Raw genomic sequence first — 25,507 nt, 5'->3', positions numbered from 1 at the left:
CCGAAGGCGCGGGGGCCTTTGGGTACAGAGCCCTTCTGAGATCAGCGCAGCTAATCTCATCCCGCGCACAAGGCCTTGTAATCAATAGATTGCAAGGCTTTTTTTATTAGTTCTTTGCTCGCTTTTTTGCCAGGTTTTTCCCGCCTGTTTTGGCGGACAAATGGCGAATAGATCGGGACTCAAAATGAACGAGAATGAACCACGCGACGACCAAGTACGTTGGTGGAAACCTATTACTTTGTAGGCCGAAATTTTTAATTGAAAATACTTTTCAAGCTCGTCTGCACAGTTAGTTTTATATACCATGCCTTTTATTGTCGTCCTTTTTTTCCTGATCGGGCAGTATTGCCCCATGCTGGTGTTCGGGGACGAGTTACAACCGGAACGTCGCCAAGCACAACCGCAATATCGCCGATAGATACCTATCAGTATTCTAATGCCATCTATTAATAGAGTGATTTCCGAATGATCGTTGAGGGTTCTAATTTTAATACATCACTAATCAATTTGTCAAATTATGAAAAAGATCTTATTCGTTGTCTCCAGCACCAGTGTAATCGGGCCTAAAAACCGTCGCACTGGAAATCTGCTGCCTGAGGTGGCCCACCCCTTCGAAGTTTTTAAAAAAGAGGGATATGAGATCGATGTCTATAGCGTCAAAGGCGGCGAGCCTCCTATAGAAATGGTTGAGCCGGAAGATTCGGTCAATCAAGCTTTTCTAAAAGGTGATGGGCCGGGAAAGTTTAAGAGCAGCGGCAGAATTGAAGAAGTGACGACAGATAAATACGATGCTGTATTTGTAATTGCAGCCGGCGGGATCATTCCCCTGCTCAACGAACGCGAAGTGTTTTTAACAACCCCCATTATAAAATAAAAAATCATGAAAACAGTACACACACTCTTGCTTTTAAGTTCTATGTTTGCCATCGAAGCTTCGGGACAATCGGGCGATGGAGAAAAGCCAACGATCATTTTTGTACATGGCATATGGGCCGACGGCTCATGCTTTTCCCATCAGATAGAACAACTTCAGGCAAAAGGCTATCATGTAATGTCTGTTCAAAACGGGGTAACCGGTCTGGCGGATGATGTAGCCGAGACACAAAAGGCCATCGATCTGGTCAAAGGTAAGGTAATACTTGTCGGTCATTCCTGGGGAGGCATGGTGATTACGCAGGCGGGCAATGATCCTAAAGTGGTTGGCCTGGTCTACCTGGCCGCCTATGGTCCTGAAAAAGGGGAGTCAGTGCTGACCGTATCGGCAAATGCGCCCCAGACCGAACTGTCCAAGTACCTGGTACCATCGGGCGGATCTGTTTTCATGTCAGAAGAAGGGGTAAAAAAGGTGTTTGCGGACGATCAGAGCCCTCAAAAGCAGGCATTGTTATATGCAACGCAGGTACCGGCTGCGCACACTGTGTTTGACGATAAAGGCGGCGAGCCCGCATGGAAGACCAAGCCTAGTTGGTTCATAGTAGCGAAGAACGATAAGACGATCCATCCCGACCTGGAGCGTTTTATGGCCAAAAGGATGAATGCCAAGACTCTCGAGATCGCTTCCGCTCATGTCATGATGCTGTCGCATCCGATGGAAGTCCTTAAAGTGATCGAAGAAGCGGCTACCCATAAGTACTGATGCCGCCGGTTCATGGCATCCCGGCGCCGCAAGACGACCTTCGAAATTTAATTCAATTCACGAAGGAGTAGATGAAATTTCATCTAAAGTCCCGGCCCGGGATTGGCTATTTACCTTATTATTAATCGGATATATTCAGGCATGCCGTTTGTCTGGGATTGATCAGAATGAAAGATCCCATTTGCAATATCATTGGCTCAAGCAAACCCATGCAAAAAGTGTACGAGCTGATGTCACTGGTAGCTCCATCCAATGCCACAGTACTGATCGGCGGGGAAACGGGTACGGGGAAAGAGCTGATCGCCAGGGGCATTCATGAAACCTCGGCGCGAAGAGGGAAGACGATGGTCAAGGTCAACTGCGCTGCCCTTCCTTCCCATCTCATCGAGTCGGAGCTTTTCGGGTATGAGCGGGGCGCTTTTACGGGGGCGTTGGAGCGAAGAGCTGGCAAATTCGAGCTTGCCGATAAGGGCATCATCTTTTTGGATGAGATCGGCGAGCTTCCCCTTGAGCTGCAGGTAAAGCTGTTACGGGTGATCCAGGAACGTGAATTCGAAAGACTGGGTGGAAAGATTACCATCAAGGTGGATGTGCGGATCATTGCTGCCACTAACCGTGATCTTTTATCGGAAGTAGGCGCCGGGCGGTTTCGATCGGATTTATTTCACAGGCTAAATGTCTTTCCTATCCTATTGCCGCCTCTTCGCGAACGGTGGGAAGATATCCCACAGCTGGCGCATTATTTCCTGGCCCGCTATAACAAGGCCCATTCACGTAATATCACCGGCATTTCGGCAAATACGATGCGGCAGCTTACCATGTATGACTGGCCCGGCAACGTGCGTGAGTTGGAGAATATGATCGAGCGCAGTGCGCTTCTGTCAGGTGGCGGAGTTTTAAACAAGGTATACCTGCCCGATCGAAAGGCGCCGGCTGCAACAACGCTTGTCGAAGTTGAGAAGCAGCACATCCTTGAGATCATTCGTAGATGCCGCGGTAAAATAGCAGGGAAAGGTGGTGCGGCAGAGCTGTTGGACATTCCGGCTTCGACGCTGAACTCGAAAATGAAAAAGCTGGGTATCACCAGCAGATTAGCCATTGAATAGATTGTATTCGGTAAGGCAATCGGATCCCCGGCGGTGCCAGCCTTTTGTGAGTATCTCCTGCAGTTTCCGGATCTCGGCTTCACGCCGGGTCTTTTTGCGCTTGCCGAAATGAAGGATATTTTCGACATAGGGATCACCTCCCCACACCAGGCGGACTGTTCCGAGCTGCAATTCCGTCCGGCAAAAGATATCCGGCATGATGGCAAAACCTTTACCGTTGTCGATACAACGAAGGATCGCGCCGAAGTAGGGTAGGATGTAGTTGGGGCGGATGTCGGGGAGGCAATTGAAATTTGTCAGCCAGAAATTTTTTAGATACCCTGTGTCCGCGGCTGTTGTATACCAGTTTTGCCTTTTCAGCCATCCGCGGATGGCTGCCCGCTGGTCGGCGGCTATCAGCTGATCCAATTCCTCCGTATCGGTAAGACCACCGCAGACCAGGATGATCCGCTGTTTCGCGAATGAAGTGTACTCGAGATTGGGCTGTGGCGCCACCTGGGATGTCAGCACCAGGTCGACCGTTCCGGCGTCCAGGTCGTGCAATAGCTCGCGCTCCTCGCCAAATCTTACGGTAAGATTGAAAGGCAGCTGTGCAATGTGTTCGGTTATGCTATGCTCGAAAGTCTCGATGCCCAATCCAAGGACAAGGGTAGGCCTGACCTCGATGGAATTCCGGCAAAACGCATTCTCGGCCTCGACGAGCGTGTTCATGGAATCGACGATATAATTATACAGGACGCTTGCCTGCTCTGTGGCTATCATTTTTCTTGTACCCCGTTCAAACAATCGATGGCCGATATACTCTTCCAGCGAGCTCAGGTGAAGGCTGGCGCCGGGCTGGGACATGAATAGCTTATTGGCCGCGTTGGACAGGTTGCCGGTCTCGTAGATTGCCTTGAATGTTCTAAACCATTCCAGATTCAACATATAGCTGTGATTAATGACATTTGATAATCCTAATTTTGTGCCAACAGGTAAGAAGTTTACAGTCAACTACTTGAGCATTATGCAAACTGGAGATCGCCGTTGAATGCCGCTCATTTGCGAAATCCTGTAATTGAAAAACGATAATCGTAACTTTATAGGCCATCAAAGAGAGCATGCAGTCGCTAAACTCAATATTCATCGGTCTGCTCCTGACGACAGGCGTTTTGTCTGCCCGTGGTCAGTTTACCGACCCATCCATTAACCTCCCCTCCTTCCCTGATTCTGTGCCGATGGAGGAGATCATTCGCCGGACAGAGGCGCTTCCTGGCAGCATCTCAAAAGCCCGGCAGTTGCTGGCAGTGGCGCAGATCTATTTGGAGCAGGGCCGGAGCAGGAACCTGGACACCAGCCTGGGGTATGTCCAGGAGGCCTTTGCCCTCAGCAGTGCGATGCGCGACACTGCTGGCATCCATGAAGCGCTCGCCCGGCGATGCCTGCTTTTTGTATTGAAGGGACAGATCCCGTCTGCCGAGGCGTTATTGCCGATGACCGAAGGCGTTGAACGTGTCCGTCTGCTGCTGACCATCGCGGACGGGATCCTGTCTGGCAGGCCCGTCGAGATCAGCGCTGTTGAAAAAGTGTCGCCTTATCTCGCCAGGGCGAAGCGCCTTACCGATGCCCTGGGAAGCACCCGATGGCGGCATGAATATCTGATGGAGCAGGCCAAGTATTTTTTTCAACATGGCGACGTGGAAAAGGGCAGGAATGCTATACTGGCTATCATCAACAGCTGTGATAGCCTTGGAGACAAAAAAGGCGTAGGGCATTACTGGCTCCAGATGGATTCAATTATGCCTTATAGCAACAATGCCACACGGTATCATTTTTTTGCGTGCCGCGAGGCGATCCGCGCCTACACAGAGGCCGGGGATCAGATCAACGCCCTTTATGCACTCCGAAGTCTTGCAAACAGGCATCGGTATGTTGCTCAGCACGATTCAGCCGAAAAAGAGTTCCTGCTATTTCTCCGGGAATCCGAAAAATTGGGCATTACCCCCTCCGCCTACACTAATTTTCGGGTCGGCCTTGTCTACGCGGAAGGAGGCAATCCCGCCAGGGGACTGGACTATATGTTCCAGGCGCTCCAGGGCGTGGGACGGAATGGTGATTTAAAAAAGAGGATCCACGTGGCGATGGCCGTTATTTATCAATTGACGGGTATTTATGCCGAAGAATTGAATTATGGCCGACTGCTGGTCGAGGAAGGAGTGCGCTTTCAAGACCCCGACCGGCACTATTATACCTGCTTTGTCGTCGAAGGCCTCATCAGGGAAGGCAACCCGGGAAAGGCGTTGGTCTACTTACAGCAATTCAATGCCGCGGATCCGCCGGTTTCTTTGGCGCAGAAGGGCGCTATTGCCTATAATTATGGCCTTATCTATGACGCGCTTGGCGATTACCCGAAAGCAGCGCCCTGGTTCCAACGGCTGGCCGACCTTGACACGGCGGGAATGCGTGAAAGAGACTCGACCATCTATGGCAGGTTTGGGGTGGATCCCTGGCTGGTGCATGTCTACACGGGCCGGTTTTACGTGCATTGGGGTCAGTACCAGCGGGCCAGGCCTTTCTTGGAACGGGCCTTGCTTACTACCCTGCCCTACAAAGGCTTTACCGATGGAGGCGAGCTCCAGCTGCTGTTGTATAAAACGGATTCCGCCACCGGCAACCTGCGATCCGCCATCGATCATTATCTGCTTTATACCGTGATCAAGGACTCCCTGCTGAATGCTCAGAAGGTTCGGCAATTGCAGACCTTACAGGTACAGTATCAGACCAAAGAAAGGGAACAATCCATCCAGCTGCTTAAAAGCGAAGGCGAACGTCAACGCGCCCTATTTGATAAGGCATCTCTTGTACGGGACATCGAATTGGGTGGCATTATCGTACTGCTGGCAGTAACTTCCTGGATATATTACGCCTACCGGTCCAAACGCCGGAATGTCCAACGGCTCCTTGAACAGCAAACCGAGATAAATGATAAGAACCTGGCGCTGGAAAGGCTTCTTGAGGAAAAGAACGAATTGCTAACGGAAAAAAGCCTGTTGCTGCAGGAGGTGCACCATCGTGTAAAGAATAACCTGCACACCGTAATGAGCCTTTTGGAATCGCAAACAGCATACCTCAATGATCCTGCGGCCCGCAGTGCCTTGCTGGACAGTCAGAACCGGATACAAACCATCTCGCTCTTGCATCAAAAACTTTACTGGTCCACGAATGTCACGACCCTTGAAATGGCGCCCTATACCGCTGAATTATGCGCTTTTCTCGACGGTTCGCTGGGGGCGCGTGAGCGGCGGATCCTGATAACCCACTCCGTCGAGCCGATTGAACTAGACATATCGGTCGGTTTGCCGATAGGGCTGCTTCTGAACGAAGCTATCACCAACGCGATCAAACATGCTTTTCCCGACAACACCGATGGCAGCGCGCTAAGGACCGGCCATGTCGAAGTCACCATGCGAAAACTACCGAATGGGTTGTTATTGGTTCAAATTGCGGATGATGGGATTGGGATGCCTGCCGCTTCGGCAAGCCGTGAACCATCCCTTGGATTGACGCTCATGAAAAGCATTGGCCAAAAATTAGCCGGCAGCTTCGCCATCCATAGTAGCGCCGAAGGGGTCTCGGTCAGAGTCGAATTCGCGCCTGCACCTGTTTTCGTCGAGGCAGCCACTTCTTTATCCTAGATATCTTTTCAATTCTGCGGCGGCCTGCAACAAACAGCTTTTTGTTTGTGGAAGCTCCGACAGGCCGTTGAAAACGGCGAAGTCGTGGATCACGCCATTGTAGACAACCGTTGTCGTTTCCACACCCGCGTCGTCGAGCGCCCGGCCAAAGGCCTCCCCTTCGTCCCGGAAAATGTCATTCTCCGCTACCTGGATCAACGTAGGTGGAAGCCCCTTGAGCTGTTGAGGGGTCGCCAGCAAAGGAGAAGCATAGATTTCCTTCCGCTGCGCCTCATCCATCGTATACTGGTCCCACATCCATTTCATCCTTGTCGCATTCATCGCCGGCCCCATAAGTATCTGCACCTTGAATTCCGGTCCGCCGTCTGCCTTCGCCATAAGCGAAAGAGCTGCCGACATCGTTGCGCCTACATCGTTGCCTACTATACCCATCTTATCGACATTCACCTGGATCTCTTCTCCATGTTCCAATAGCCATTTGGCGGCAGTATGAATTTCATGCAGCGCCTGCGGATATTTTGCTTCGGGGGAAGGAGTATAGCTGATGATCACGCCGGCAAAGCCGGTAAGCAGGACGAGGTCGCGTACCATCCTTTTATGTGTCGGGTAGTCCCCCATGACCCAGCCGCCTCCGTAAATGAACAGGAAAACAGGCAGAGATCCGGAGGTGCCTGCAGGTTTTACAATATTCAATACGATGTCCAGGCCATCCATGCTAATCGATCTTTGTGTCTCGGCGACGCCGGAAAGATCTACTGCAAGCGGGTCCTGAGCCGCAGTAAAAGCCTTACGAACCTCCTCGACGGACTGGCTTTCTGTAAATGTCCCCCGTTGATTCATAAGTTCCAGGAATTCCTTTACAGCCCTTGAAAGTTTCACCTTGGCAGCGGGATCGTCAGGCAGCGGCGAGTGTAGGAAATGATTCATGACTAGCGATAGCTTTTTTCGATTTTTATACCCAATTTCTTGATCCGGGAGATTAACGTGCTATAAGGTATTTTCAGCATCTCCGCTGCCCCCCCGGGGCCATAGATCTTACCTTTACAAAGGTCCAATACCGCTTTGATATGGTCGATCTCCATTTCCCTGATGGTCTTTACGCCAGGTGTCGTCGTAGCCTTCGCCGCAACGGCAACGGCAGCGGTATTGGGCAAGGTGAATTCGTGAATGGTATCGCCAGGCGTCAATAACACGGTTCTTTCCATCAGATATTGCAATTCTCTGATATTGCCGGGCCAGGGATAGGATAAAAGACTATCCATGGCCTCCCTGGAAACTGTTTTAACACCCAGATTATTATGTTTGCAAAATCGCTCTATGAAATATCCGGCAAGTGCCGGAATATCCGTCTTTCTATCTCTTAGCGGCGGCATGAGGATCGGGAAAACATTGAGCCTGTAGTAGAGATCCATTCGGAACCGGCCCTCCATGACCTCTTTTTCCAAGTCACGATTTGTCGCGGCAATAATGCGGATATCCACTTTGATACTACCTTTTCCGCCGATGCGGTCAATTTCCTTTTCCTGCAACACCCGAAGTAGCTTGACCTGGAGATCGATCGGCATGTCGCCTATTTCGTCCAGGAAAACGGTGCCCTTGTTGGCCTGTTCGAATTTCCCGATCCGTTGGTCATATGCACCCGTAAACGCAGCTTTTTCATGCCCGAATAATTCGCTTTCGATAAGACTTGCCGGCAGGGCGGCGCAATTGACCTTTATAAGAGGCTTCGACTTCCTGGATGATGCAGCATGAATATTTTCGGCGATCCCTTCTTTTCCCGTACCGCTTTCTCCCAGGATCAATACGGAGGTATCTGTGGGGGCAACGACCTTAACGAGGTGGAATATTTTCAGCAGTTCGGGCGAGTTTCCGATAATCCCAGGGAATGTGGACGGCTTTTCGAAAGTGGCCAGGAAAGTCTCCCGGTCGCGTATCGTTTGTTTTTGCTCATGGAGATAATTAGCGATCTCAAGAGCGATAAGAATATCTTTCTTTCGGAAAGGCTTCACGAGAAAACCATACGGTCCCGTAACCTTGGCCAATTCCAGCGTGTCTTTATTCGAGTTGGCCGACAAATAGATAAAAGCGATATTTCTTTCCTTCAACACCCGCGCAAGATCTATTCCTGTTTTCGGTCCGGCCAGAAAAATATCGAGTAGAACAAGGTCGGGCCTTTCTTTATCAAGGTTTGCAATGGCTCGCTCATAGGAGTCCACCAATCCGGACACCACATATCCTGCGCTCTCCATGATAATACGGAGATTATTCGCTTCTACGATCCCATCCTCGACAATGAGTATCTTTTTTTTCATGCTGTGTCTGGCGGCGCCTAACGCAAAATACTGAATATTAGCACAAGTCTGGCACCGATCGCTTTTTAGTCAGCATTTCGCAAATTATATGAGATTTCGTAGTTGCTTTATAAATAACCCCCTTCCCGTGGAAGAGGGTCTTCTTACTACTTTTGAGAACTTTCCACCGCTGCGGTGGCTTTGCGGATCACATCCAATACAAACTCAGGTTTCGACAACATGGGGACATGGCTGGAAGCAACTTCAAACGTATTGGCGCCCATTTTCTTCGCTCCATCGCGTTGCAATTGCGGGTGAACTGTTTTGTCATTGGTGGCTACGATATACCAGCTTGGTTTTGTCTTCCAGGCCGTTCCATGCGCCGTCGTGTTGAACAGATTCACATTGGGTGCAAAATGAGTCGCCCAAACAAGCCTCTGCTCTTCGGCCGAAAGATCGCCGCAAAAAAATTCGGTACCGGAGTGTTTCATCCAGGCCCGTCCGTCTGCAATCTCCACATTCGCCCAGATATTCGTCCTGGGATATTTGTCCTGCTGACTCTGGGATGTCTCGTCTGAGTCCGGCCACAGGGCAGCAATATAAACCAGACCTGCGACGCGGTCGTCTGCGCCTGCTGCCGTGATCACGCTCCCCCCATAAGAGTGCCCTACGAGGATCGCGGGGCTGCTGACCCTACCCAGCGAGCCTTCTACAATGTCCACGTCTTCAGCAACGGTCTGGAGTGTATATTGACATGCAATGACCTCGTAACCTTCTTCCTGAAGTGTAGGGATTAATTTGCTCCAACAAGAGCCGTCCGCCCAAATCCCATGACAGAATACGATGCTTGGTTTTTTCTTTCCGTTTTCCATATTTGTGTTTTTGCTATAGAACAAAGGTGGAAAAGCGCCGGCAAGTGAGAAAATAGCTTGAATTATAACTCTTCAAAGAATTATGATGCTTAATGTTTTGTTCCTGCTGTTGTGCATGATTGGATTGGTGTCACATGACGGATGAGAAAAAAATCAACCAATTGCAAGGCTTTTTTTATTGCCCGTTTACTCCTGCCCCGATTCATTATTCATTAGAAATTCTTCGAGATTACCGGGCGAGATAGTAGTTGTCTTCGCAGTAGGATAATTCTCAGTAAAGGTTTTCGAAAACCGGACACGTTTTTTGGGATTCCATTTTATTTCATAGGCAGTCATGTCATCCTCGCATTCTTCAATCAAATCAATTTCCTGTTGCTGTGTTGTGCGCCAAAAATACTGTTTGGCATCTTTGCCTTGATAACGTAAAGATTTCATCCGTTCGGCAATGACAAAATTCTCCCACAGACCTCCTACATCAGTCCTGGTCGACAACGGCTTGAAATTATTAATGATGGCATTGCGAATGCCACAATCATAGAAATAAACTTTCTTTCCTTTTTTTATTTCATTGCGGACATTCCGGTTCAAAGCTGGCAAGCGAAACACAACAAAGGCCTTTTCCAGCAGATCAATATAACGATCAACTGTTTTATCGTCCGTCCCAACTGTTTGCGCTAATTCATGATAACTTACTTCACTGCCGACTTGTAGCGCTAGGGCTTTTAGCAGTTTTTCAAGCAAAGCCGGTCTCTTAATTTGTTCCAATATCAGCAAGTCTTTATACAAATAGCTTTCCGCCAAGAGCTTTAGCAGCTCTTTTTCTTCTCCCTGTTTTGTGACGATCTCAGGATAATAGCCATATAACAGACGATGCTCTATCAATCTTTTTTCAGTCAGCAAGCCGTGATGCTGAACCATCTCACCGAAACTCAACGGGAAAAGCATGTATTCATATTTGCGCCCCGTTAATGGTTCATTGACCTGGCTAGACAATTCGAAAGCCGAAGAACCTGTCGCAATCACCTGAACGTCCTTTAATTGGTCCGTGAAAAGTTTCAGTGTCAAGCCTACATTTGGAATACGTTGAGCCTCATCAATAAATACTACCTTTTTATTTCCAATAATGGCTTTTAACTTCGTGGATGTTGTATTAGAAAGTGTTTCCCTCACATCAGCTTCATCCCCGTTCATATAATAATGATCCGTACTTCCCAACATTGTTTCAATGAGGGTAGATTTCCCACATTGGCGCGGCCCAAAAAGTAGAATAGCCTTACCCTTAAAAAGCCTCTTTTGCAGAGTAGTTTGCAATATTCGAGCTATCATATTTTCGGTTTTAACTCCAATAAAATTATAATATTTTCGGTTTATAAACCAATAATATCATAATTACTCCGGAATTGGAAGACTATTTTTCTACCGCAAGAAGAAAAAATCTACCTTTCAAGTGCAAAACAGTGACCGAAACAGTGACTAAAAAGCTGACCAAATCAAGTATAAGCTAAAATCGCAATAACCTAAATATCAATGAATAAGGCAATCATTCAAGTACCGAGAGCAATTCGAATCTCATCCCGCGCACAAATGCCTTCCGGTCGAAGTCCGGGGGGCATTTTAGTTTGGTAGCGGTGAAAGCTTGCTTTCATAAACTGCTTGAAATTCACGCGACGTTGAGATTAACCTTGTAGCGTTTCTTGATCCTAGGCATCTGATTGTAATCTATCGCTTAAAAAGTTGCCTATTTGTCAATTAACCTTTTCGGATATTAGATTGCTTTTAGCGGCTTTTGGGTCTACTACAGTATTCTGTCCGGCAGAAAGTAGCCAGGTTCCATTCTTTCTCACGTAAATCAGAATTAATATATTATCGGTTTCGGGCGTTCTGTTAGTCACACGATCGATACCGTCAGGTGGAAAAAGGGAGCCAACATGACAATTCAAATGAGCAATGGCGACATCATCCGTCAAAAACCGTATCTTCAAACCTGTTTTTGTGAACGGCACGCCTTTGAAGAAATGATCAAAAGTGACTTGGTGCGCTTTTTTCACAGTGTCTCTTCCTTTCCACCACATACCTACAATGTTTACCCATTCAACATCGCTGGTTGCGTATAGATCCATATTTTTGAATTCCCTGGTATTCCAGTCAGAAACCATACGATCAATTTGACCTCCAATCAATCTTTCATCACTCGGATTGCCAGACGATTTTTCACCATTTTGGGCACAACAAAATAGGCCCTTAAGCATTAACGCGATAAAAAGCGTTGTTCTGAGCTTTGTCATCAAAAATTGCGTGTTTACCAGGTTCATCAATTGATTTTTTGTCGTTGTAATGAAGGGGTTTGCGGCTTCATTATATAAGAATGTTTTCTGGCTCTTGTTGACCGTTATAAAATTTTTCCTGCTAGTTCTCATTGAGTCTTGTGGTTGAATATTAGTCGTAATTAATATCCTTCCTGGAATCATCCCTAATTTACAAAGCCTGAGATAACTTACTGCGGTATTTTGCCGGTGGCGGAATCCAGTTTACAAATACCGCAATCTAGTGAGCGGTCACCACACTAAAGCAATGCTTGCAAGCTGCTTGTTCCTGGTGGTTTTGCGGTCATTTCAGCAATATCTACCTATTTTCAGGGAAATTCAGTTTAAATTTAATTACATAGTAGTACTAAAAGTACTATTATATGCACAAACATAAACCGTTCCTTGACCTTGTTTAAAAATAACTGTATATTCGTACTATGAGTACGGATACAGGAAGCAAACTAAACCATCTCCTAAATTCCCACCCCCCGGGGATAGTGCTTCTATCATCCTGGATGAAAGAGCAGGGATACAGCCACGACTTGCAACAACGATATAAAAAAAGCAACTGGTTGAAATCTGTTGGTACGGGAGCGTACATCCGAAGCAATGATAAGGTGGGTTATGAAGGGGCTATATACGCCCTCCAAGAGCAAAACGGCCTCACAATACATCCGGGAGGCCGGACGGCCCTTTCTCTTTTGGGGAAAGCTCATTACTTGGAATTATCGGCTGTCCGGGTTGTTCTATTCGGCAGCAGAGGCGAAAAACTTCCGACATGGTTTAAAAATCATGATTGGGGTGTGAAAGCCGATTATCATGAAACATCTTTTCTGCCGCCGGACTTAGGGTTGACGAAAGTTGAATTAAGAAATTTCTCAATTAAGGTTTCAGGAGCTGCTCGTGCTATAATGGAATGTCTGCATCTTGCTCCTCAAGAACAAGAACTCATGGAATGTTTTGAACTTATGGAGGGGTTGAATAATCTCGTCCCAAAGGACGTTCAAACATTGCTAGAGAACTGCCAGTCGGTGAAAGTAAAACGATTGTTCCTTTATATGGCGGAGAAAGCCGATCATAATTGGTTCAAACATCTTGATTCTAAAAGTATAGATTTAGGGAAAGGTAAGCGTAGCGTTGTTAAAAACGGTGTGTTTATAGATAAATACGGAATAACAGTTCCAAAAGAATTAGAAGAAAATGGAAAAGATATATAGGCAACAAGTATCGTTATTATTGAGCGTATTGCCGGAAGTTGCTAAAGAAAAATGCTTCGCCCTACACGGTGGTACAGCGATCAATCTTTTTATTCGTGATATGCCGCGTTTGTCTGTAGATATTGACCTTACTTATCTTCCGATTGAGGATAGAGAAACTTCCCTAAACCATATTGCTGAAGCGCTGGAAAGAATAAAGGCAAATATTGCCAAAGTCATTCCAGGCGTTCGATTTACGCCGCGCCTGAACGCCGGAAAATTGCTGATTTCAGCCAACAAGGTTGATGTAAAAGTTGAAGTTAACCTGGTTAATCGAGGCACTATAGCAGAACCGAAAGAAGTGCCGTTATGCGAGAGAGCACAAACTACATTTGAAGCCTTTTGTGCAATCCCTGTTGTTCCGGTCGGACAACTATTTGGTGGAAAAATAATCGCAGCACTTGATCGCCAGCACCCGCGCGATTTGTTCGATGTAAAATATTTGTTGGGTATGGAAGGTTTCACACAGGAGATAAAAGAAGGTTTTTTACTATTCCTGCTTTGTAGTGACAGGCCGATCAACGAATTGATTATCCCGAATTTTCAGGATCAGCGCTCGGCGCTTGCTAATCAGTTTTCAGGCATGACAGACGAAACATTTAGTTACGAGGAATACGAAAGCATTCGGGAAAAACTTGTAGCAACTATTCGCGAGAATTTGACCGATAGCGATAAGGAGTTTTTATTAAGCGTCAAAAACATTGCACCAGATTGGAGTATCTATGATTTTCAGCGTTTCCCGGCAATTAACTGGAAATTGCAGAACCTTCAAAATTTGAGAGATAAAAATCCAGATAAGCATCGTGAGCAATATGAAATTCTTAAAAAGAAGCTGAACGGCTTATAAGTATGCATATTGGCAATCTTTGTTATCATCACTGAACTCAAGGAATTGTAAGATGATTAGGACTTATCCCATGGAAACCATAATAATTTAGGTTTACAAACCCAAAATATCATAATCATTTGGGAATTGAGAGCCTGTTGCAACTATAATGCACAATTTCAGTGACTAAAAGAGTGACTAATTTAGTGACCGTATTAAAAAGAAACGAAAACTATAACTAAGTAATATTCAATGAGAATGAACATCGTTCTTCTGCCGGGAGAAATTCGAATCTCATCCCGCGCACAAATGCCTTCCGGACGAAGTCCGGAAGGCGTTTTAGTTTGGCAGCGGAATAAAGGGTTTGGGTACAGAGCCCTTTACTTCTATATGCCTTATTTTTCCCGCTTATTTACGCTTTTTCGCCTGTAGGGAATCGCCATTTTATATAGGAACGGATATACCTTCCATCGATGGGTTGCCGAAAAGTATTAAAAAGTTTCCGCCTCCAAAAAACTTGCTTCGTGGGCTTCGGAGCATGTCATTTCCCGTTGCAGTATCAGTACGCGTCCAGGCAGGGCCTGCCGGAACTGTTCGCCTATCGGAATTGTATGGCCAGGTAATTCTGCTCGTTCGTGATCAAAGGCCATCAAATTATCCATAGATATAACGTAAGAACGATGCACCCTGCAAAACTCCTTTGCAGGCAGAAGCGCTTCCAGTTTTTTCAGTGCAATAAGAATCATATAGACTCTGTTATGCATGACGATCCGGCAATAGTTCTTACAGGCTTCGATATAGAGAATATCGGCAAAGCTGACCTTCTGATATCGGCCGGCATAACGGATAAAGAAAAAAGGTTTCATATTAACACCTCTTATTTCAATAATTCGGCTAATTTGGAGCGCAATGCTTCGCCACGCAGATTATGGCCGTCTTAATTGACTTTACCCGCGGCATCGAAAATCTCGCTTAACCTGGCATCTAAGGCTTTACCCATTAAAGTCCTGCCGATAATGATCCCATTCGGATCGATCAGGAAGTTCTGGGGAATTGCCTGGACACCATAAGTTTTTACAGCTATACCATCCCAGAACTTTAGATCGGAAAGCTGCAGCCAGGGAAGTCCGTCACTTTTAATGGCCCCCAGCCAGAGCGCTCTGCTGTTGGCTTTGTCGAGTGATACACCGACAATGGTGAAATTCTGATCTTTGTATTTGTTATATGTTTTGACAAGATGGGGGTTCTCCGCCCGGCAGGGACCGCACCAGGAAGCCCAAAAGTCAAGCAGTACATACTTGCCCCGGAAAGAGGAAAGGTTAACTATTTTACCCGCAGTATCCGGGATCCTGAAGTCAGGTGCAGGCTGCCCGAGGGCCGTCACTCTCAATTTTTCGAGCTTCTCAGCCATATTTTTCCCTTCCTTGCTGTCTTTGATTTTCGGGGATAACCCTTGAAATATAGGCATTACCAGATCATAAGGCTGCTCATAAGCTATTTCTCGGAACAATTGCAAGCTCAACGCTGATGCGGGATGGGATTTTACGAACTTGATGTTTGCATGCAGCGTCGCATCGCTGTATCTTTTGCGGAACTTCTCCATCTTGGCCTCATAACCGGGTGTGGACTCTGGCGGCATTTTTCCATTCAGGATCATTTTATCTTCGCCGGAGAAGTCTTCGTATGCGGCATTTACGACATTGTTGTAGTCTGTGTAGTCATTGTTGGTAGGGGTGCCGGTGATCTGCGCATCCAGAACGGTGGCGCCGGTCATCCTGAAGGTGATGATGCCCGGTTCGAGATAGACGGTTCTTTGTTCCAGGCTCTTCGTCCGGTCGACGCCTGTCGTATCGAAGATCAGTTCGGCCGGCACCGGAGTGGACGACGCTTTTCCCGTGAATTTAAAACGCCCTCCGACCAATACGGCAGAATCCAGAATTGATCTGCCATTCATTTGGTACTCGAGGTATGCCTTTGCGGGTGTATGAAAGTTGCCATACCTGCCGGTGACGACAAACTTATTGCTCGTCTGACCAAACGCAGTCAGCTGTATCATCGATAAGCCTGCTATGATTAATTTTTTCATCCTTATTTATTTAAATTTAAATAGTTCCGCCAATTTTGTTTCCAATTCCTTCCCGTGGAGGTCCATTGCCACAATCACCCCCTTGTCATTGACCACGATGTTCCTGGGGATAGCGTTGATGCCAAATTTTTTTATGATAGGAGAATCAAAGCCTTTCAGATCGCTGAGGTTGCACCAAGTGTAACCATCGGCCGCGATTGCCTTTCTCCATGGTGCAGCATCGGTATCCAGCGAAATGCCGATGACGCCAAAGCCCTGATCACGGTACTTTTTATACAGCGGCATAAGTGCTCTTCCCTGGGCCCTGCAAGGCCCGCACCAGCTGGCCCAGAAATCGATAAACGTATACCTATTGCCGGCTGTGATGGTTGCCGTGGAAATTTTTTTCCCTTCCGGATCGGGCATTTCAAAATCTTCATATTTCAATACGGTATCCCTCTTTCCTGGTACAGTCCCGGCCTTTTCGTCTTCTGCCCCGGCGGAGCCGGCATTTTTATCGTTTAAGACCAATGTATACTGCCTGGATGACGGAGGCAGGCACATTTGGTCGTTGCAGGCCATGAACCTGATCCGGAAACCGAGTGTTGTCTTTTCATCCGATCTCAGACGGATCGTCTGCGAGAACGCAACGCCCTTTGCATAAAAAGCCGGTGTTTCTCCGTTGGATGGCTCGACACCCTTTTCCCCGATCTCTCCTATCAATTCAACGTTGGCATTTTCTTCGATCGAAATAGTAGTAGGCATCCCTATGCCACCGCTGAATGATTGGGGATAAATATGAAAGGGCTCTTTGATAGACGCCACGAAATTTATCTTGTAGGTCAGCGGCGCCGTCGCCTCACTGGAGAACTTCCAGGAGACGGGCTGGTTGTCCTGCGCGCGCCCCGCGGCAGCTGTAAGGCTCATGAATGCCAGATAGATTATTACTTTCATACATCATTATCCTTTATACCTTGCTTTGGTGATCTCCACCATAGATTTCAATTTGTAATATTCCCTGTCTGTTGAACCGGCATACCCGGAGCTGTAGAACCTGATATTGCCCAACGGATCAAAAATAATTTTCATTGGCGTTCCCTGAACGTCATAAGCCTTATTTTCCTCATCCCGCAGAACGTCGAGCCTGATCCCCTTTTTTGATACAAAAGATCTCACAGTCTCTTCGTCCTCAAAGAGATCGACGACAAACAATTGAAATATATCTTTTTTATAGTCAGCAACGGCACGGTCAAATCCGGCGAATGCGGCAACACAGGGAGTACATCCCGTTGACCAGAAATCCAACGCCAGCACCTTGCCCTTATAATCGTCAAGATTCACGGTCCTGCCATTCAGGTCGACCATCGAGATCTCTTTTACTGGCTGTTTGGCGCGGAAAAGCGTCATTGGTTCGTCTTCCGGTTTGCGCTTTGGAAATGTCCCTTCCAGCGTCGTTGTGGGAGCCGCGATATACATTTTTTCTACTTCTGCATAACATTCGCGGTATGCTTCTTCCTGTAGGGATTTGAGGCATTGTTCGAAACCTTTTTCCGTCCCCTTCCATTTTTTATACGCCAGCCTGAAGGTCCTGACCATCGCGGGATTCGACTCGGCGTCTTTGAAAGCCTTACTCAGGGTGTCGAACGCTGCCTCGTACTTGCCGGCGGCAAGCATCACTATTCCGTAACGGTTGAGGTAGCTGGCTTTTTGATCCTTGAAGTAACGCATGTCGCGCATATTATCCTTGACCTGCGAGGATTTCGCTATCATTTCCAGCGCAGCTTCCGTATGTCCCAGTTTGGCGTTGGCCGCCGCATTGACCTCCATTATAGGTTGTGTCCTGCCCATGCCATCGCTCAATACCCCGTTTTGAAGATCATCCAGTATCCCTTTTGATACTTTTTCCAACTCCGACATGTTTTTGTCTTCATCGAGAAGATGGTCCAGGGCATAGCTGAGATAGAGGAACTGAAGCGGATTGAATTTCGGATGGGTGTTCTTATAGTACCAGTAACGCTCAAAATTGCCTTTGGTAAGCCATCCGGTGGCCAGCTGGGCGCGATATTCCTCGTACATGGATGGTTTGGCAGCGTCGATGGGACTTGCTTTCACCATTTCATCATATTGCTTTTCCTGGTCTTCCACGTTCCCGATCATTGTAAAAGCCAGGAATTTCTCTTGCATGGTTTTCGATTGCTGTGCGAAAACAGGACTGGAGATCAGCAGCAGCAGGATTATTTTTTTCATTTTCATCATATTAAGCGTGTGTTAAGTGCTGATCTTATGGATTTTCTATGAGGCCTTTGTTCTCATTGAGCATACGTTGCCCGAACTTTAAGGCAAATCTCTCCGGCCTGAGTGTATAGGACGCTACCACGTTGCCGTCTGCGTCATATATCTCATGGGTATACCTGACCGTATTGCTATACAGGGGGTCTACGGATAGTCTGCGCTCATCGAACCAGCGCAGACCGCTGCTTGCAAATTCCCTGATGCGCTCTTCCAGGATAAATTTCACGAGGGATGGCTGATCGGACGCGATATTCGTTGGCACGGTGGCTACATTGGCCGGCATTCTGTTACTTCTGAGATACCCGACGTCCGTTGTGGCGCCGGCCAGATCACCTGCCCGGGCCTTTAGCTCGGCACGCATGAGGTACAGATCCGGCAGAGATGGACCAATATCCAGGTTGAAATCGGCAGCGTACCGGCGCATGCCTTTGGGGAAAACAAATGTCCCGAACAATTCCGTGTTGGAAAAAAGGTCCAGGCGTTTGTCCGACGGGTCATAGAGGGCCGCCGTTTGCGGACTGGTTACAAAAGTATTGACAGAGTTGAAGAAGAAAGTGCTGGCTGTAATGTTATAGATGATCTGGGAGTTGTTGGCGGAGAGGGGGATGTTGGCGAACCTGAAAAGCGCATACGGATACCAGCTGTCAGCTGAGTTGGGGTCCAGCACGTCATTATAATCATACAGGGCCAATGGAATGGTAGAACCTGCGATCGCAGCGAACGCGCCGTCTATGTGTGTCCGCGCATTAGCGAAATCCGCCATGTATAGATAAATGCGGCCCAAATAGAATTCCGCTGCCGCCTTCGAGAATTTGCGGCGATTGACGACCTGCCCCAGATACGGCAAGGCGTCCGTCAGATCCTTGATCATAAAGTCATATCCTTCCTTGATGGTCGCCCGGACAAATTGGGTTTGAGTTACATCAGCCTTTGTTATGATAGGAACGCCCAGGTCCTTTTCGGCGGTAGCAGCATTATAGGGTTTGGAAAAATCATTCAAAAATGACAACAGGCAGACAGCCCTGCCGACTTTTGCTTCCGCCTGCAAGGCTAGTTTTTGCTGATCGGTGCCGTTTTGGGATTGCATGACCTCGTTGATCACCTTGTTGAAAATATATAACCGCTGAATATAGGACAGGGGATCGGCTAGTTCCGTCGGTAATTCATCCGGCAGGTAAACGGAATCTGAGAACCTAAAGAGCCGTTGCGCACGAAGAAGTGCGCCATCGAAATAATCCTGCTGTGCAGCCATATCATCGGCCAGGTATCCGGATGCCGTGAAAGTAGTCGACAGGTAAGTCGCATTCAGCAGCTGCTCATAGTCGGAGGTGGTCTTTGCTATCGTATATCCTTTCGGCTGAATCTCCAAAAAATCCTTTTTACAGGACACTTGTGACAGGACCAATACGGACAGTGCGGGAACCAACAGGTATTTATGTAGAACTTTCATAACTGTAATTGTTGTTTGATTAAAGCGTAATATGAGCCCCGATGGTGATTGCCCCCTGACCGGTGCGCATGGATCGTGCACCCGTCACACTTTGAAATTCGGGATCGATCCCCAGGTGATTGGCCTTCCAGAGCATCAGGTTGGACACCTGGACCCGGAAATTGATGCCTTCGGCCCGAAGACGGCGGACGATGTCCGGCCCAAGGTTATACGATAGGGTGATCTCCCGGATCTTTGCATAAGATGCATTGAATACGTTGGAATTTGCGTGGCTGTAATAGTCCGTGTTACGATTGTTGGCAATGTCGTTGGAACCTGCATACCTGGGAATATTGGTCTTTGCTTCATCTCCGGCAGCTTTCCATCGGTCCGCAAATTCGCTGCTCATGGAGTTGTCATACATAGGTCCGCTCCAGAACGTATTGGCATCGCGGAACAGGACATGCCCCATATTATAGGTAATATTGATGCTCAGCTGGAATCTTTTGTAAAGAAGGGTATTGAACAGCCCGCCGGTCCACGACGGCTGAGAGCTTCCCATATACAATACATCCTGGGCAGTAGAGGCCGTAGCGGCAGCCGTAACTTTTCCGTCGGCCTGCCTGATCTGTGGATCTCCGACCGAATTTAGCCCGGCATAGTTATAGGCAAACACGGTATACGCCGGCCGGCCGACAAAAAAGGGTGCCGAGCCGTTCGTTGCGATCATACCTACTCCGGTGGTGATCGGTGTGCTGGCTGCCAGCTCTGTGATCTTATTCCTGTTGTAACCAAAGATCAGGGTGGTCCGCCAGAAGAAATTCTTTGACACGACGTTCAGCGAATTTAAAAGAAGCTCGATGCCTTTGTTCTCGAGGTCGCCGAAATTTCCCGTGACTGTGGCATAACCCGTCAGGGGCGCTGTTTTCAGCGGTCCAATGAGATCATGCGTCTTTTTCAAATATCCGTCGATGGACCCGGCTAAACGGCCGCCCATGAGCGAAAAATCAAGCCCGGTGTTATAAACCGAAGTCCCCTCCCAGGTGAGCTTACTATTGGCTGGTGTAGAGATGACATATCCCGTTTGATTGACATAGTTCACATTCGATTGGGCAAGCAGGATGTCGAAAGAGGCTGCGGTACCCGGCGTCGGCGCGTTTCCGGTGATACCATAGGTCAACCGCAGATCCAGCCTGTCCAGCCAGGTCAGCGATGTCATAAATTTTTCACGGGCCAGCATCCATTTACCTCCGACGCTCCACACAGGGCGGTTTTGCGCAGACTGATCGAATCCGAACAAATTACTCTTGTCTATTCTCCAGCTGCCATTCAGCACATATTTGCTTAGATAGGCATAGCTAAGGCTGGAATAATAGGATGTTGTCCTCGTTATGATCCCTTCACCGCCGCTTAGATTATTGGGCAATATACCTGGCTGACCGGTGACTGTCCCGTCTATGCCTTTGGCCAGTGTATCGTAGTTCACCGGACGGGAAAGCTGGAGCTGGTCGTCCCAGCCCCGATAGATCACCTGTGTCGTCACGGGAGTAATGCTGGTGGCTTCCTGGCCTGCCAGTACGGTCAATTGATGTTCGTTCCAGCTTTGGTCGAAAATTAATTGATCTCTGACGGTCCAGTTCTTTTGCGTGGCGTTATTTTCCGTCAGCCTGCCGCCCGTGGCAGGCAGCCAGTACTGCGGGACGCTGCCTACGGTAGGCGCCTGCGTGAAATTCAGCAGCTCGTTCCTTACGCCATAGCTTCCCTGGCTCAGTACCGTCCTTGTGTTGGAGGACATGGTGGAATAGCCATAGGTGCCTTCAAAGCGGAGGCTCTTCAACAGCGTTACTTTGGCACCTCCCACAATCCTGCCTGATAACACATTTCCTTTGAAATAGCCGGCATTGATCTCGTTCACCGGTACATAATCAAGATTGATCCGGCTTCTCGCCTGGTAATCCTGCCGGAGAGAATCGCTGTATTTACCCATAAAGTTCACGGCCAATGGATTGCCATTGGCGTTCCGGAAACGCTGATAGGGTACCAGCGCCACATCGGGGACGGCGATACCGCTATCGATGCCGATGGCATTCCCGCTCGTAGCCGTATTCGTGAGGTCCGTTATGAAGGAGATCTGCACCCTTGTGTTCACATTGACATCCTGCCTGAGATTGATCTTATAGCTATTGTTCTTTTGTCCGGGTACATTGTTCTGTATCCCGGTGTAGCTCAGTGACCCGTAGTAGGTATAGGCCCGGGTCCCTCCCGAGATCGATACGGTGTGATTCGTCGTAGCAGCCCTGCGGTAAAAAATATCGGATACATCCCCGCTGTTGGAGATGCCCGCAAGGCTATCCAGCGATTTATCGGCCTGTGCCTGCGTGATCAGCCCCCGGTACCGGTCATATTGGACCTGCAGATGTGGAGGCACCGGGGCAACGGATTGCACGGAGCCCCATGTATTGAAAGGAGCATATTCCGGAAATATTTCCCTGGCGGCAGTTATATATTGCTGGCTGTTTAATTTGGGAATATAGCCCCGGTCCGGGCGGCCCTGAAAAATATAGTACCCGTCATATTCGACTTTTAGGTTCTCCCCGGCCCTGCCTTTTTTCGTGGTGATGACGATCACACCGTTTGCCGCCTTTGCGCCCCAGATCGAGGCAGCAGAAGCGTCCTTGAGCACAGTGATGTCCGCAATATCCTGCGGATTGATATTTGCTATCGGGTTGGCGCTGTTCAGCACATTGGTCAAAGCATCAGGACTGGTGTTGTTGCCGGGTAACTCAACTCCATCTACTATGATCAAAGGAGATTTGGTGGAGTTGACGGAGGTCAGCCCCCGGATCAGCAGCGGTTGACCATTTGGCGCATTGTTGATCACCAGGCCGGGTACCAGCCCGTCCAGCCTTTGCAAAATATTAGGGCTGCTGGACCGGGTGGCAATCGTAAGCATATCCGGTTTGGAAAAGGCCCCGGCGCTGCGTTCTTTTGATAACACCTGGTAACCTGTTGTAACCACATCCGCATTCCCGAGCATTTGCTCCGTAGCATCCAGGGTTATGTTTATAGTCTGACTGTTGTTGATCTTTATTTCCTTCGGTTGATATCCGACATAGCTTATCACGATCGTCGCGCCCTGATCCACCGTGATCTGAAAATTTCCTTTGGCGTCGGTAACGGTGCTGGCCACCTGCCCTTTTACCTGGACTGTAGCGCCGGACAGCGGCTGATTATTGTCCCCTGTTACGGTGCCCGAAACTTTGACGGGTTTTGCAGGATCGGATAAGGCAGGCATCGGTGTTGCTCTTTTGATGAGGATATTGTCTCTGGAGATCTCGTATGACAGGTTGTCCTGTTTCAGAATGAGCCCCAGGAAATCCCTTAAGGGCATTTCATGCACGTTAACCGTCACCAGGCCGGCGTTCCTGATATATTCATCATTGTAAAAAATGCTATAGCCAGTTTGTTTTTCAATGACTTTGAACACATTTTGCAGTGGCATTTTTTGTGCGGTCAGCGTAACCGACTGGGCTACACCGGACGCATGTGCGCTGAAAATGACCGCAGTCAGAAGAACGATTGTTAGTTTCATAGCTAACAGTGTTTTGGTTAGTAGCCGGGGCCCGGATTGTTCGTTGGGGGACATACCGATCCCATTCGGCTGGTTTAGAGCAGAAAATTCCATAACTTCACCTAAGTTTGGTTAATTAATAAGCAGCTGTCTTCGATTCAAAAAATGTTCTTATTCGTTGATCAAATTCCTGCCGGAGATGTTCCCGCATCTTCGGCTTTTATTTTACTTTAAAATCACTAACCTGTGGTTCTCCTCCAGTTTGTAATGAAGGCCGGCCCCCTCCAGAAAATGCAATACGTCGGAAAGCGGCAGGTTCCTTTTCAGCGTGCCGCCGAACTGAATTGCCCGGACAGGTTGTTCATAGGTGATCTGCAGATCATACCATCTTGCCAGTTGCCGCATAGCCCTCTCCAGCGGTATCCCTTCGAAATTGAAAGCCCCGTTCTTCCATGCTACGATCCTTTCGGTGTCTACATAGTTCACCGATCTGATTCTCCGCGCGTCAGTGTCTATCAGCGTTTGCTGTCCTGGTTTAAGAGTGACCTGGTGGCCCTTGTCGCCCGTGCCGCCGGCAGTGACCTTCACCACGCCTTGTAATAAGGTGGTGCTGATCACATCTTCATTTTCATAGGCGTTCACATTGAAGTCTGTTCCCATCACCTCAATAGTTGAATGGCCGTCAACCTCGACGAAAAAGGGTTTCGATGCATCTTTCGCCACTTCGAAATAGGCTTCTCCTTTAACATGCACTTCCCTTTTGGGCCCGGCAAAGGCTGTAGGATAGGTAATAGAGGAGGCGGCGTTAAGCCATACCTCTGTGCCATCCGGCAATCTCAGGCGATACATGCCGCCATAGGGCGTGCTTAATGTATTAAGAGCGTTGACATTATCCTTACCCTCGTATGCCAGACGCCCGTCCCCCAGCTTGATGATATGGACGCTGCCCTGTTTTGTCAGCGTGCCGTCTGCGGCGCTGTCAAGAACGATCTTCTTGCCATCCGATAGCGTTAGCACCGCCTTATTCCCTCCGGGCAGGATCTCATGCGTCATATTTTGGACTACCGACGGTACAGGCTGCTCAACAGATGATCTCGTCCGCCATATCAGTGTCCCGATAACAAGCATGACGACCGCCGCCGCAGCCGTGCTTCCTAAGATCCATCGCCCAAATAGCCACTTCCGCCCGATGAGTGCTTCCGCGGGAGGCTCGGCATCCATCCTTTCGGCAGCGTCACTGCCGACCTTTTCAAATAACGCCTCGATCTTCCCGGCAGACATGCTTTGCTCATCAGTCACACCGCTCCAGGTGCGCTCCAGCTCAGCCTTCAGCAGCTCCTGGTTGGCCGCTTCCAGCGATAATCCCCAAAGCTCCCTCTGCTCCTCTTTGGAACTGCTGCCGTCGAGCCAACGGGCCATTAAATAGGTGAATCGTTCTGACATAGCTACATGCGTGTAAATTTGAAATCAGGAAAGGCTACCTCGGTATGATCCCTTAATGAAGGAGAAGGCGAAGAAAAAAATGATATATTTTTAATAATCGCTTAACCGAAAGATTATATAAAGCACAACAGCCTGTGTGCCATAGTTTTGAGCAAGGCCGTCCCGGATGGCTTTCAGCGCATCCACCATGTGTCGTTTGACAGTGACGAGGTTCAATCCCAGGCGGTCGGCGATTTCCTGCTGCCTGAGGCCTTCTTCCCGGCTTAACAGGAATACCCTGCGCTGGGACGGTGTAAGCTGATCGATAAGGCGATTGATATAAAGCTGTATTTCCTTGGAGAGCAGGCCGTCATCCGCACTTCCATGGGCCGATCGCCGACGTGCCAACTCGTCTTCCACCAACCCTTCCCTTGCCACCGCCTGAAAACCTTTAAGCGCCTGGTTGTGTGCCATTCGACGAAGATAGGCCTCAATGTTCTCTATTTCCGGCAGCTTTTGCCTCATGGACCAGATCTTCAGGAAGATATCCTGCACGGCATCGTCGGCCAGATCTCTTGAACGCGTGACCTTATATACATAGGTGAACAGTCGCCGCTGGTAGTGCTCGAATAACTCTCGAAAAGCTATTTCACTGCCCTCCGCGATCTGCAGAAGCAAATTCCTTTCATTATGGATCGAATCAGGGGGCAAATTGTACTAAGCTTTAACCGGTGGGTAAAAATAATGAAAACCCGATAATC

General features: G+C 48.4%; 20 protein-coding genes. 6 read left to right on the top strand and 14 right to left on the bottom strand.

Annotated elements, in window-relative coordinates; all coding sequences use genetic code 11:
- Positions 1-517: 517 nt before the first annotated feature.
- From Q4E93_RS05465 to Q4E93_RS05455, 3 genes are all read left to right on the top strand, one after another.
- Positions 518-874, top strand: a complete 357-nt coding sequence (locus Q4E93_RS05465; RefSeq protein WP_303583224.1) for a type 1 glutamine amidotransferase family protein — start codon at positions 518-520, stop codon at positions 872-874.
- Positions 875-880: 6 nt separating this feature from the next.
- Positions 881-1,636, top strand: coding sequence for an alpha/beta fold hydrolase (locus Q4E93_RS05460; RefSeq protein WP_303583222.1), 756 nt, complete (start codon positions 881-883; stop codon positions 1,634-1,636).
- Positions 1,637-1,803: 167 nt separating this feature from the next.
- On the top strand, positions 1,804-2,742 hold the full coding sequence (locus tag Q4E93_RS05455) for a sigma-54 interaction domain-containing protein (protein WP_303583220.1): 939 nt from the start codon (positions 1,804-1,806) through the stop codon (positions 2,740-2,742).
- Here Q4E93_RS05455 and Q4E93_RS05450 read toward each other — a convergent pair.
- On the bottom strand, positions 2,728-3,669 hold the full coding sequence (locus Q4E93_RS05450) for a LysR family transcriptional regulator (protein ID WP_303583218.1): 942 nt from the start codon (positions 3,667-3,669) through the stop codon (positions 2,728-2,730). The genes Q4E93_RS05455 and Q4E93_RS05450 overlap by 15 nt on opposite strands.
- 173 nt (positions 3,670-3,842) lie before the next feature.
- Between Q4E93_RS05450 and Q4E93_RS05445 the strand changes: the two genes are divergently transcribed.
- Positions 3,843-6,416 carry a tetratricopeptide repeat-containing sensor histidine kinase gene (locus Q4E93_RS05445; protein ID WP_303583217.1) on the top strand — a complete coding sequence of 858 codons (2,574 nt, stop codon included), beginning with the start codon at positions 3,843-3,845 and terminating at the stop codon, positions 6,414-6,416.
- Here the strand turns inward: Q4E93_RS05445 and Q4E93_RS05440 are convergent.
- The 5 genes from Q4E93_RS05440 to Q4E93_RS05420 all read right to left on the bottom strand — a co-directional run bounded on the left by Q4E93_RS05440 (position 6,408) and on the right by Q4E93_RS05420 (position 11,996).
- Positions 6,408-7,343, bottom strand: a complete 936-nt coding sequence (locus Q4E93_RS05440; protein WP_303583216.1) for an alpha/beta hydrolase — start codon at positions 7,341-7,343, stop codon at positions 6,408-6,410. The two genes, Q4E93_RS05445 and Q4E93_RS05440, sit on opposite strands and share 9 nt — an antisense overlap.
- A gap of 2 nt (positions 7,344-7,345) precedes the next feature.
- Positions 7,346-8,728 (bottom strand): sigma-54-dependent transcriptional regulator, encoded by a 1,383-nt coding sequence (locus Q4E93_RS05435; protein WP_303583215.1) that lies wholly within the window; start codon positions 8,726-8,728, stop codon positions 7,346-7,348.
- A gap of 146 nt (positions 8,729-8,874) precedes the next feature.
- Positions 8,875-9,579, bottom strand: a complete 705-nt coding sequence (locus tag Q4E93_RS05430) for an alpha/beta fold hydrolase (protein ID WP_303583213.1) — start codon at positions 9,577-9,579, stop codon at positions 8,875-8,877.
- 186 nt (positions 9,580-9,765) lie between these two features.
- Entirely contained in the window at positions 9,766-10,905 is a 1,140-nt protein-coding gene (locus tag Q4E93_RS05425) for an ATP-binding protein (RefSeq protein WP_303583211.1), read from the bottom strand.
- Between the two features lie 419 nt (positions 10,906-11,324).
- Positions 11,325-11,996 (bottom strand): SgcJ/EcaC family oxidoreductase, encoded by a 672-nt coding sequence (locus tag Q4E93_RS05420; RefSeq protein ID WP_303583209.1) that lies wholly within the window; start codon positions 11,994-11,996, stop codon positions 11,325-11,327.
- 326 nt (positions 11,997-12,322) lie between these two features.
- Here Q4E93_RS05420 and Q4E93_RS05415 point away from each other — a divergent pair, with 326 nt between their 5' ends.
- Entirely contained in the window at positions 12,323-13,102 is a 780-nt protein-coding gene (locus Q4E93_RS05415) for a type IV toxin-antitoxin system AbiEi family antitoxin (protein WP_303583207.1), read from the top strand.
- A complete protein-coding gene (locus tag Q4E93_RS05410; RefSeq protein ID WP_303583206.1) occupies positions 13,086-13,988 on the top strand; it encodes a nucleotidyl transferase AbiEii/AbiGii toxin family protein in 903 nt (300 codons plus the stop codon). The genes Q4E93_RS05415 and Q4E93_RS05410 overlap by 17 nt, the downstream gene beginning before the upstream one ends.
- Positions 13,989-14,458: 470 nt before the next feature.
- On the opposite strand, the gene Q4E93_RS05405 is transcribed toward Q4E93_RS05410, so the two are convergent.
- From Q4E93_RS05405 to Q4E93_RS05370, 8 genes are all read right to left on the bottom strand, one after another.
- On the bottom strand, positions 14,459-14,833 hold the full coding sequence (locus Q4E93_RS05405) for a LytR/AlgR family response regulator transcription factor (RefSeq protein ID WP_303583204.1): 375 nt from the start codon (positions 14,831-14,833) through the stop codon (positions 14,459-14,461).
- Positions 14,834-14,904: 71 nt separating this feature from the next.
- Positions 14,905-16,053 carry a TlpA disulfide reductase family protein gene (locus tag Q4E93_RS05400; protein ID WP_303583202.1) on the bottom strand — a complete coding sequence of 383 codons (1,149 nt, stop codon included), beginning with the start codon at positions 16,051-16,053 and terminating at the stop codon, positions 14,905-14,907.
- A gap of 6 nt (positions 16,054-16,059) precedes the next feature.
- A complete protein-coding gene (locus Q4E93_RS05395; protein ID WP_303583200.1) occupies positions 16,060-16,986 on the bottom strand; it encodes a TlpA family protein disulfide reductase in 927 nt (308 codons plus the stop codon).
- 6 nt (positions 16,987-16,992) lie between these two features.
- Entirely contained in the window at positions 16,993-18,279 is a 1,287-nt protein-coding gene (locus Q4E93_RS05390) for a TlpA family protein disulfide reductase (RefSeq protein WP_303583197.1), read from the bottom strand.
- Between the two features lie 34 nt (positions 18,280-18,313).
- Positions 18,314-19,774 (bottom strand): RagB/SusD family nutrient uptake outer membrane protein, encoded by a 1,461-nt coding sequence (locus tag Q4E93_RS05385; RefSeq protein ID WP_303583196.1) that lies wholly within the window; start codon positions 19,772-19,774, stop codon positions 18,314-18,316.
- Positions 19,775-19,793: 19 nt separating this feature from the next.
- Entirely contained in the window at positions 19,794-23,345 is a 3,552-nt protein-coding gene (locus Q4E93_RS05380) for a SusC/RagA family TonB-linked outer membrane protein (RefSeq protein ID WP_303583194.1), read from the bottom strand.
- A gap of 204 nt (positions 23,346-23,549) precedes the next feature.
- Positions 23,550-24,767: a FecR family protein gene (locus Q4E93_RS05375; RefSeq protein WP_303583192.1), complete on the bottom strand. Its 1,218-nt coding sequence runs from the start codon at positions 24,765-24,767 to the stop codon at positions 23,550-23,552.
- A gap of 90 nt (positions 24,768-24,857) precedes the next feature.
- A complete protein-coding gene (locus Q4E93_RS05370; protein ID WP_303583191.1) occupies positions 24,858-25,424 on the bottom strand; it encodes an RNA polymerase sigma factor in 567 nt (188 codons plus the stop codon).
- Positions 25,425-25,507: the final 83 nt, after the last annotated feature.

It is taken from the genome of Flavitalea plasmicola, assembly GCF_030546645.1.
In the GTDB taxonomy this organism is placed as follows: Bacteria; Bacteroidota; Bacteroidia; order Chitinophagales; family Chitinophagaceae; genus Puia.
The sequence above is the reverse complement of the archived record's forward strand: the minus strand, read 5'-3'. Positions and strand labels throughout refer to the sequence as shown.

Excerpts from the sequence above, each read along its gene's own strand:
- Q4E93_RS05445 (WP_303583217.1), top strand. The coding sequence starts at position 3,843 with ATGCAGTCGCTAAACTCAATATTCATCGGTCTGCTCCTGACGACAGGC.
- Q4E93_RS05430 (WP_303583213.1), bottom strand. The coding sequence starts at position 9,579 with ATGGAAAACGGAAAGAAAAAACCAAGCATCGTATTCTGTCATGGGATT.
- Q4E93_RS05440 (WP_303583216.1), bottom strand. The coding sequence starts at position 7,343 with ATGAATCATTTCCTACACTCGCCGCTGCCTGACGATCCCGCTGCCAAG.
- Q4E93_RS05465 (WP_303583224.1), top strand. The coding sequence starts at position 518 with ATGAAAAAGATCTTATTCGTTGTCTCCAGCACCAGTGTAATCGGGCCT.
- Q4E93_RS05385 (WP_303583196.1), bottom strand. The coding sequence starts at position 19,774 with ATGAAAGTTCTACATAAATACCTGTTGGTTCCCGCACTGTCCGTATTG.
- Q4E93_RS05425 (WP_303583211.1), bottom strand. The coding sequence starts at position 10,905 with ATGATAGCTCGAATATTGCAAACTACTCTGCAAAAGAGGCTTTTTAAG.
- Q4E93_RS05405 (WP_303583204.1), bottom strand. The coding sequence starts at position 14,833 with ATGAAACCTTTTTTCTTTATCCGTTATGCCGGCCGATATCAGAAGGTC.
- Q4E93_RS05455 (WP_303583220.1), top strand. The coding sequence starts at position 1,804 with ATGAAAGATCCCATTTGCAATATCATTGGCTCAAGCAAACCCATGCAA.
- Q4E93_RS05410 (WP_303583206.1), top strand. The coding sequence starts at position 13,086 with ATGGAAAAGATATATAGGCAACAAGTATCGTTATTATTGAGCGTATTG.
- Q4E93_RS05415 (WP_303583207.1), top strand. The coding sequence starts at position 12,323 with ATGAGTACGGATACAGGAAGCAAACTAAACCATCTCCTAAATTCCCAC.
- Q4E93_RS05400 (WP_303583202.1), bottom strand. The coding sequence starts at position 16,053 with ATGAAAAAATTAATCATAGCAGGCTTATCGATGATACAGCTGACTGCG.
- Q4E93_RS05375 (WP_303583192.1), bottom strand. The coding sequence starts at position 24,767 with ATGTCAGAACGATTCACCTATTTAATGGCCCGTTGGCTCGACGGCAGC.
- Q4E93_RS05460 (WP_303583222.1), top strand. The coding sequence starts at position 881 with ATGAAAACAGTACACACACTCTTGCTTTTAAGTTCTATGTTTGCCATC.
- Q4E93_RS05380 (WP_303583194.1), bottom strand. The coding sequence starts at position 23,345 with ATGAAACTAACAATCGTTCTTCTGACTGCGGTCATTTTCAGCGCACAT.
- Q4E93_RS05450 (WP_303583218.1), bottom strand. The coding sequence starts at position 3,669 with ATGTTGAATCTGGAATGGTTTAGAACATTCAAGGCAATCTACGAGACC.
- Q4E93_RS05420 (WP_303583209.1), bottom strand. The coding sequence starts at position 11,996 with ATGAGAACTAGCAGGAAAAATTTTATAACGGTCAACAAGAGCCAGAAA.
- Q4E93_RS05390 (WP_303583197.1), bottom strand. The coding sequence starts at position 18,279 with ATGAAAAAAATAATCCTGCTGCTGCTGATCTCCAGTCCTGTTTTCGCA.
- Q4E93_RS05435 (WP_303583215.1), bottom strand. The coding sequence starts at position 8,728 with ATGAAAAAAAAGATACTCATTGTCGAGGATGGGATCGTAGAAGCGAAT.
- Q4E93_RS05395 (WP_303583200.1), bottom strand. The coding sequence starts at position 16,986 with ATGAAAGTAATAATCTATCTGGCATTCATGAGCCTTACAGCTGCCGCG.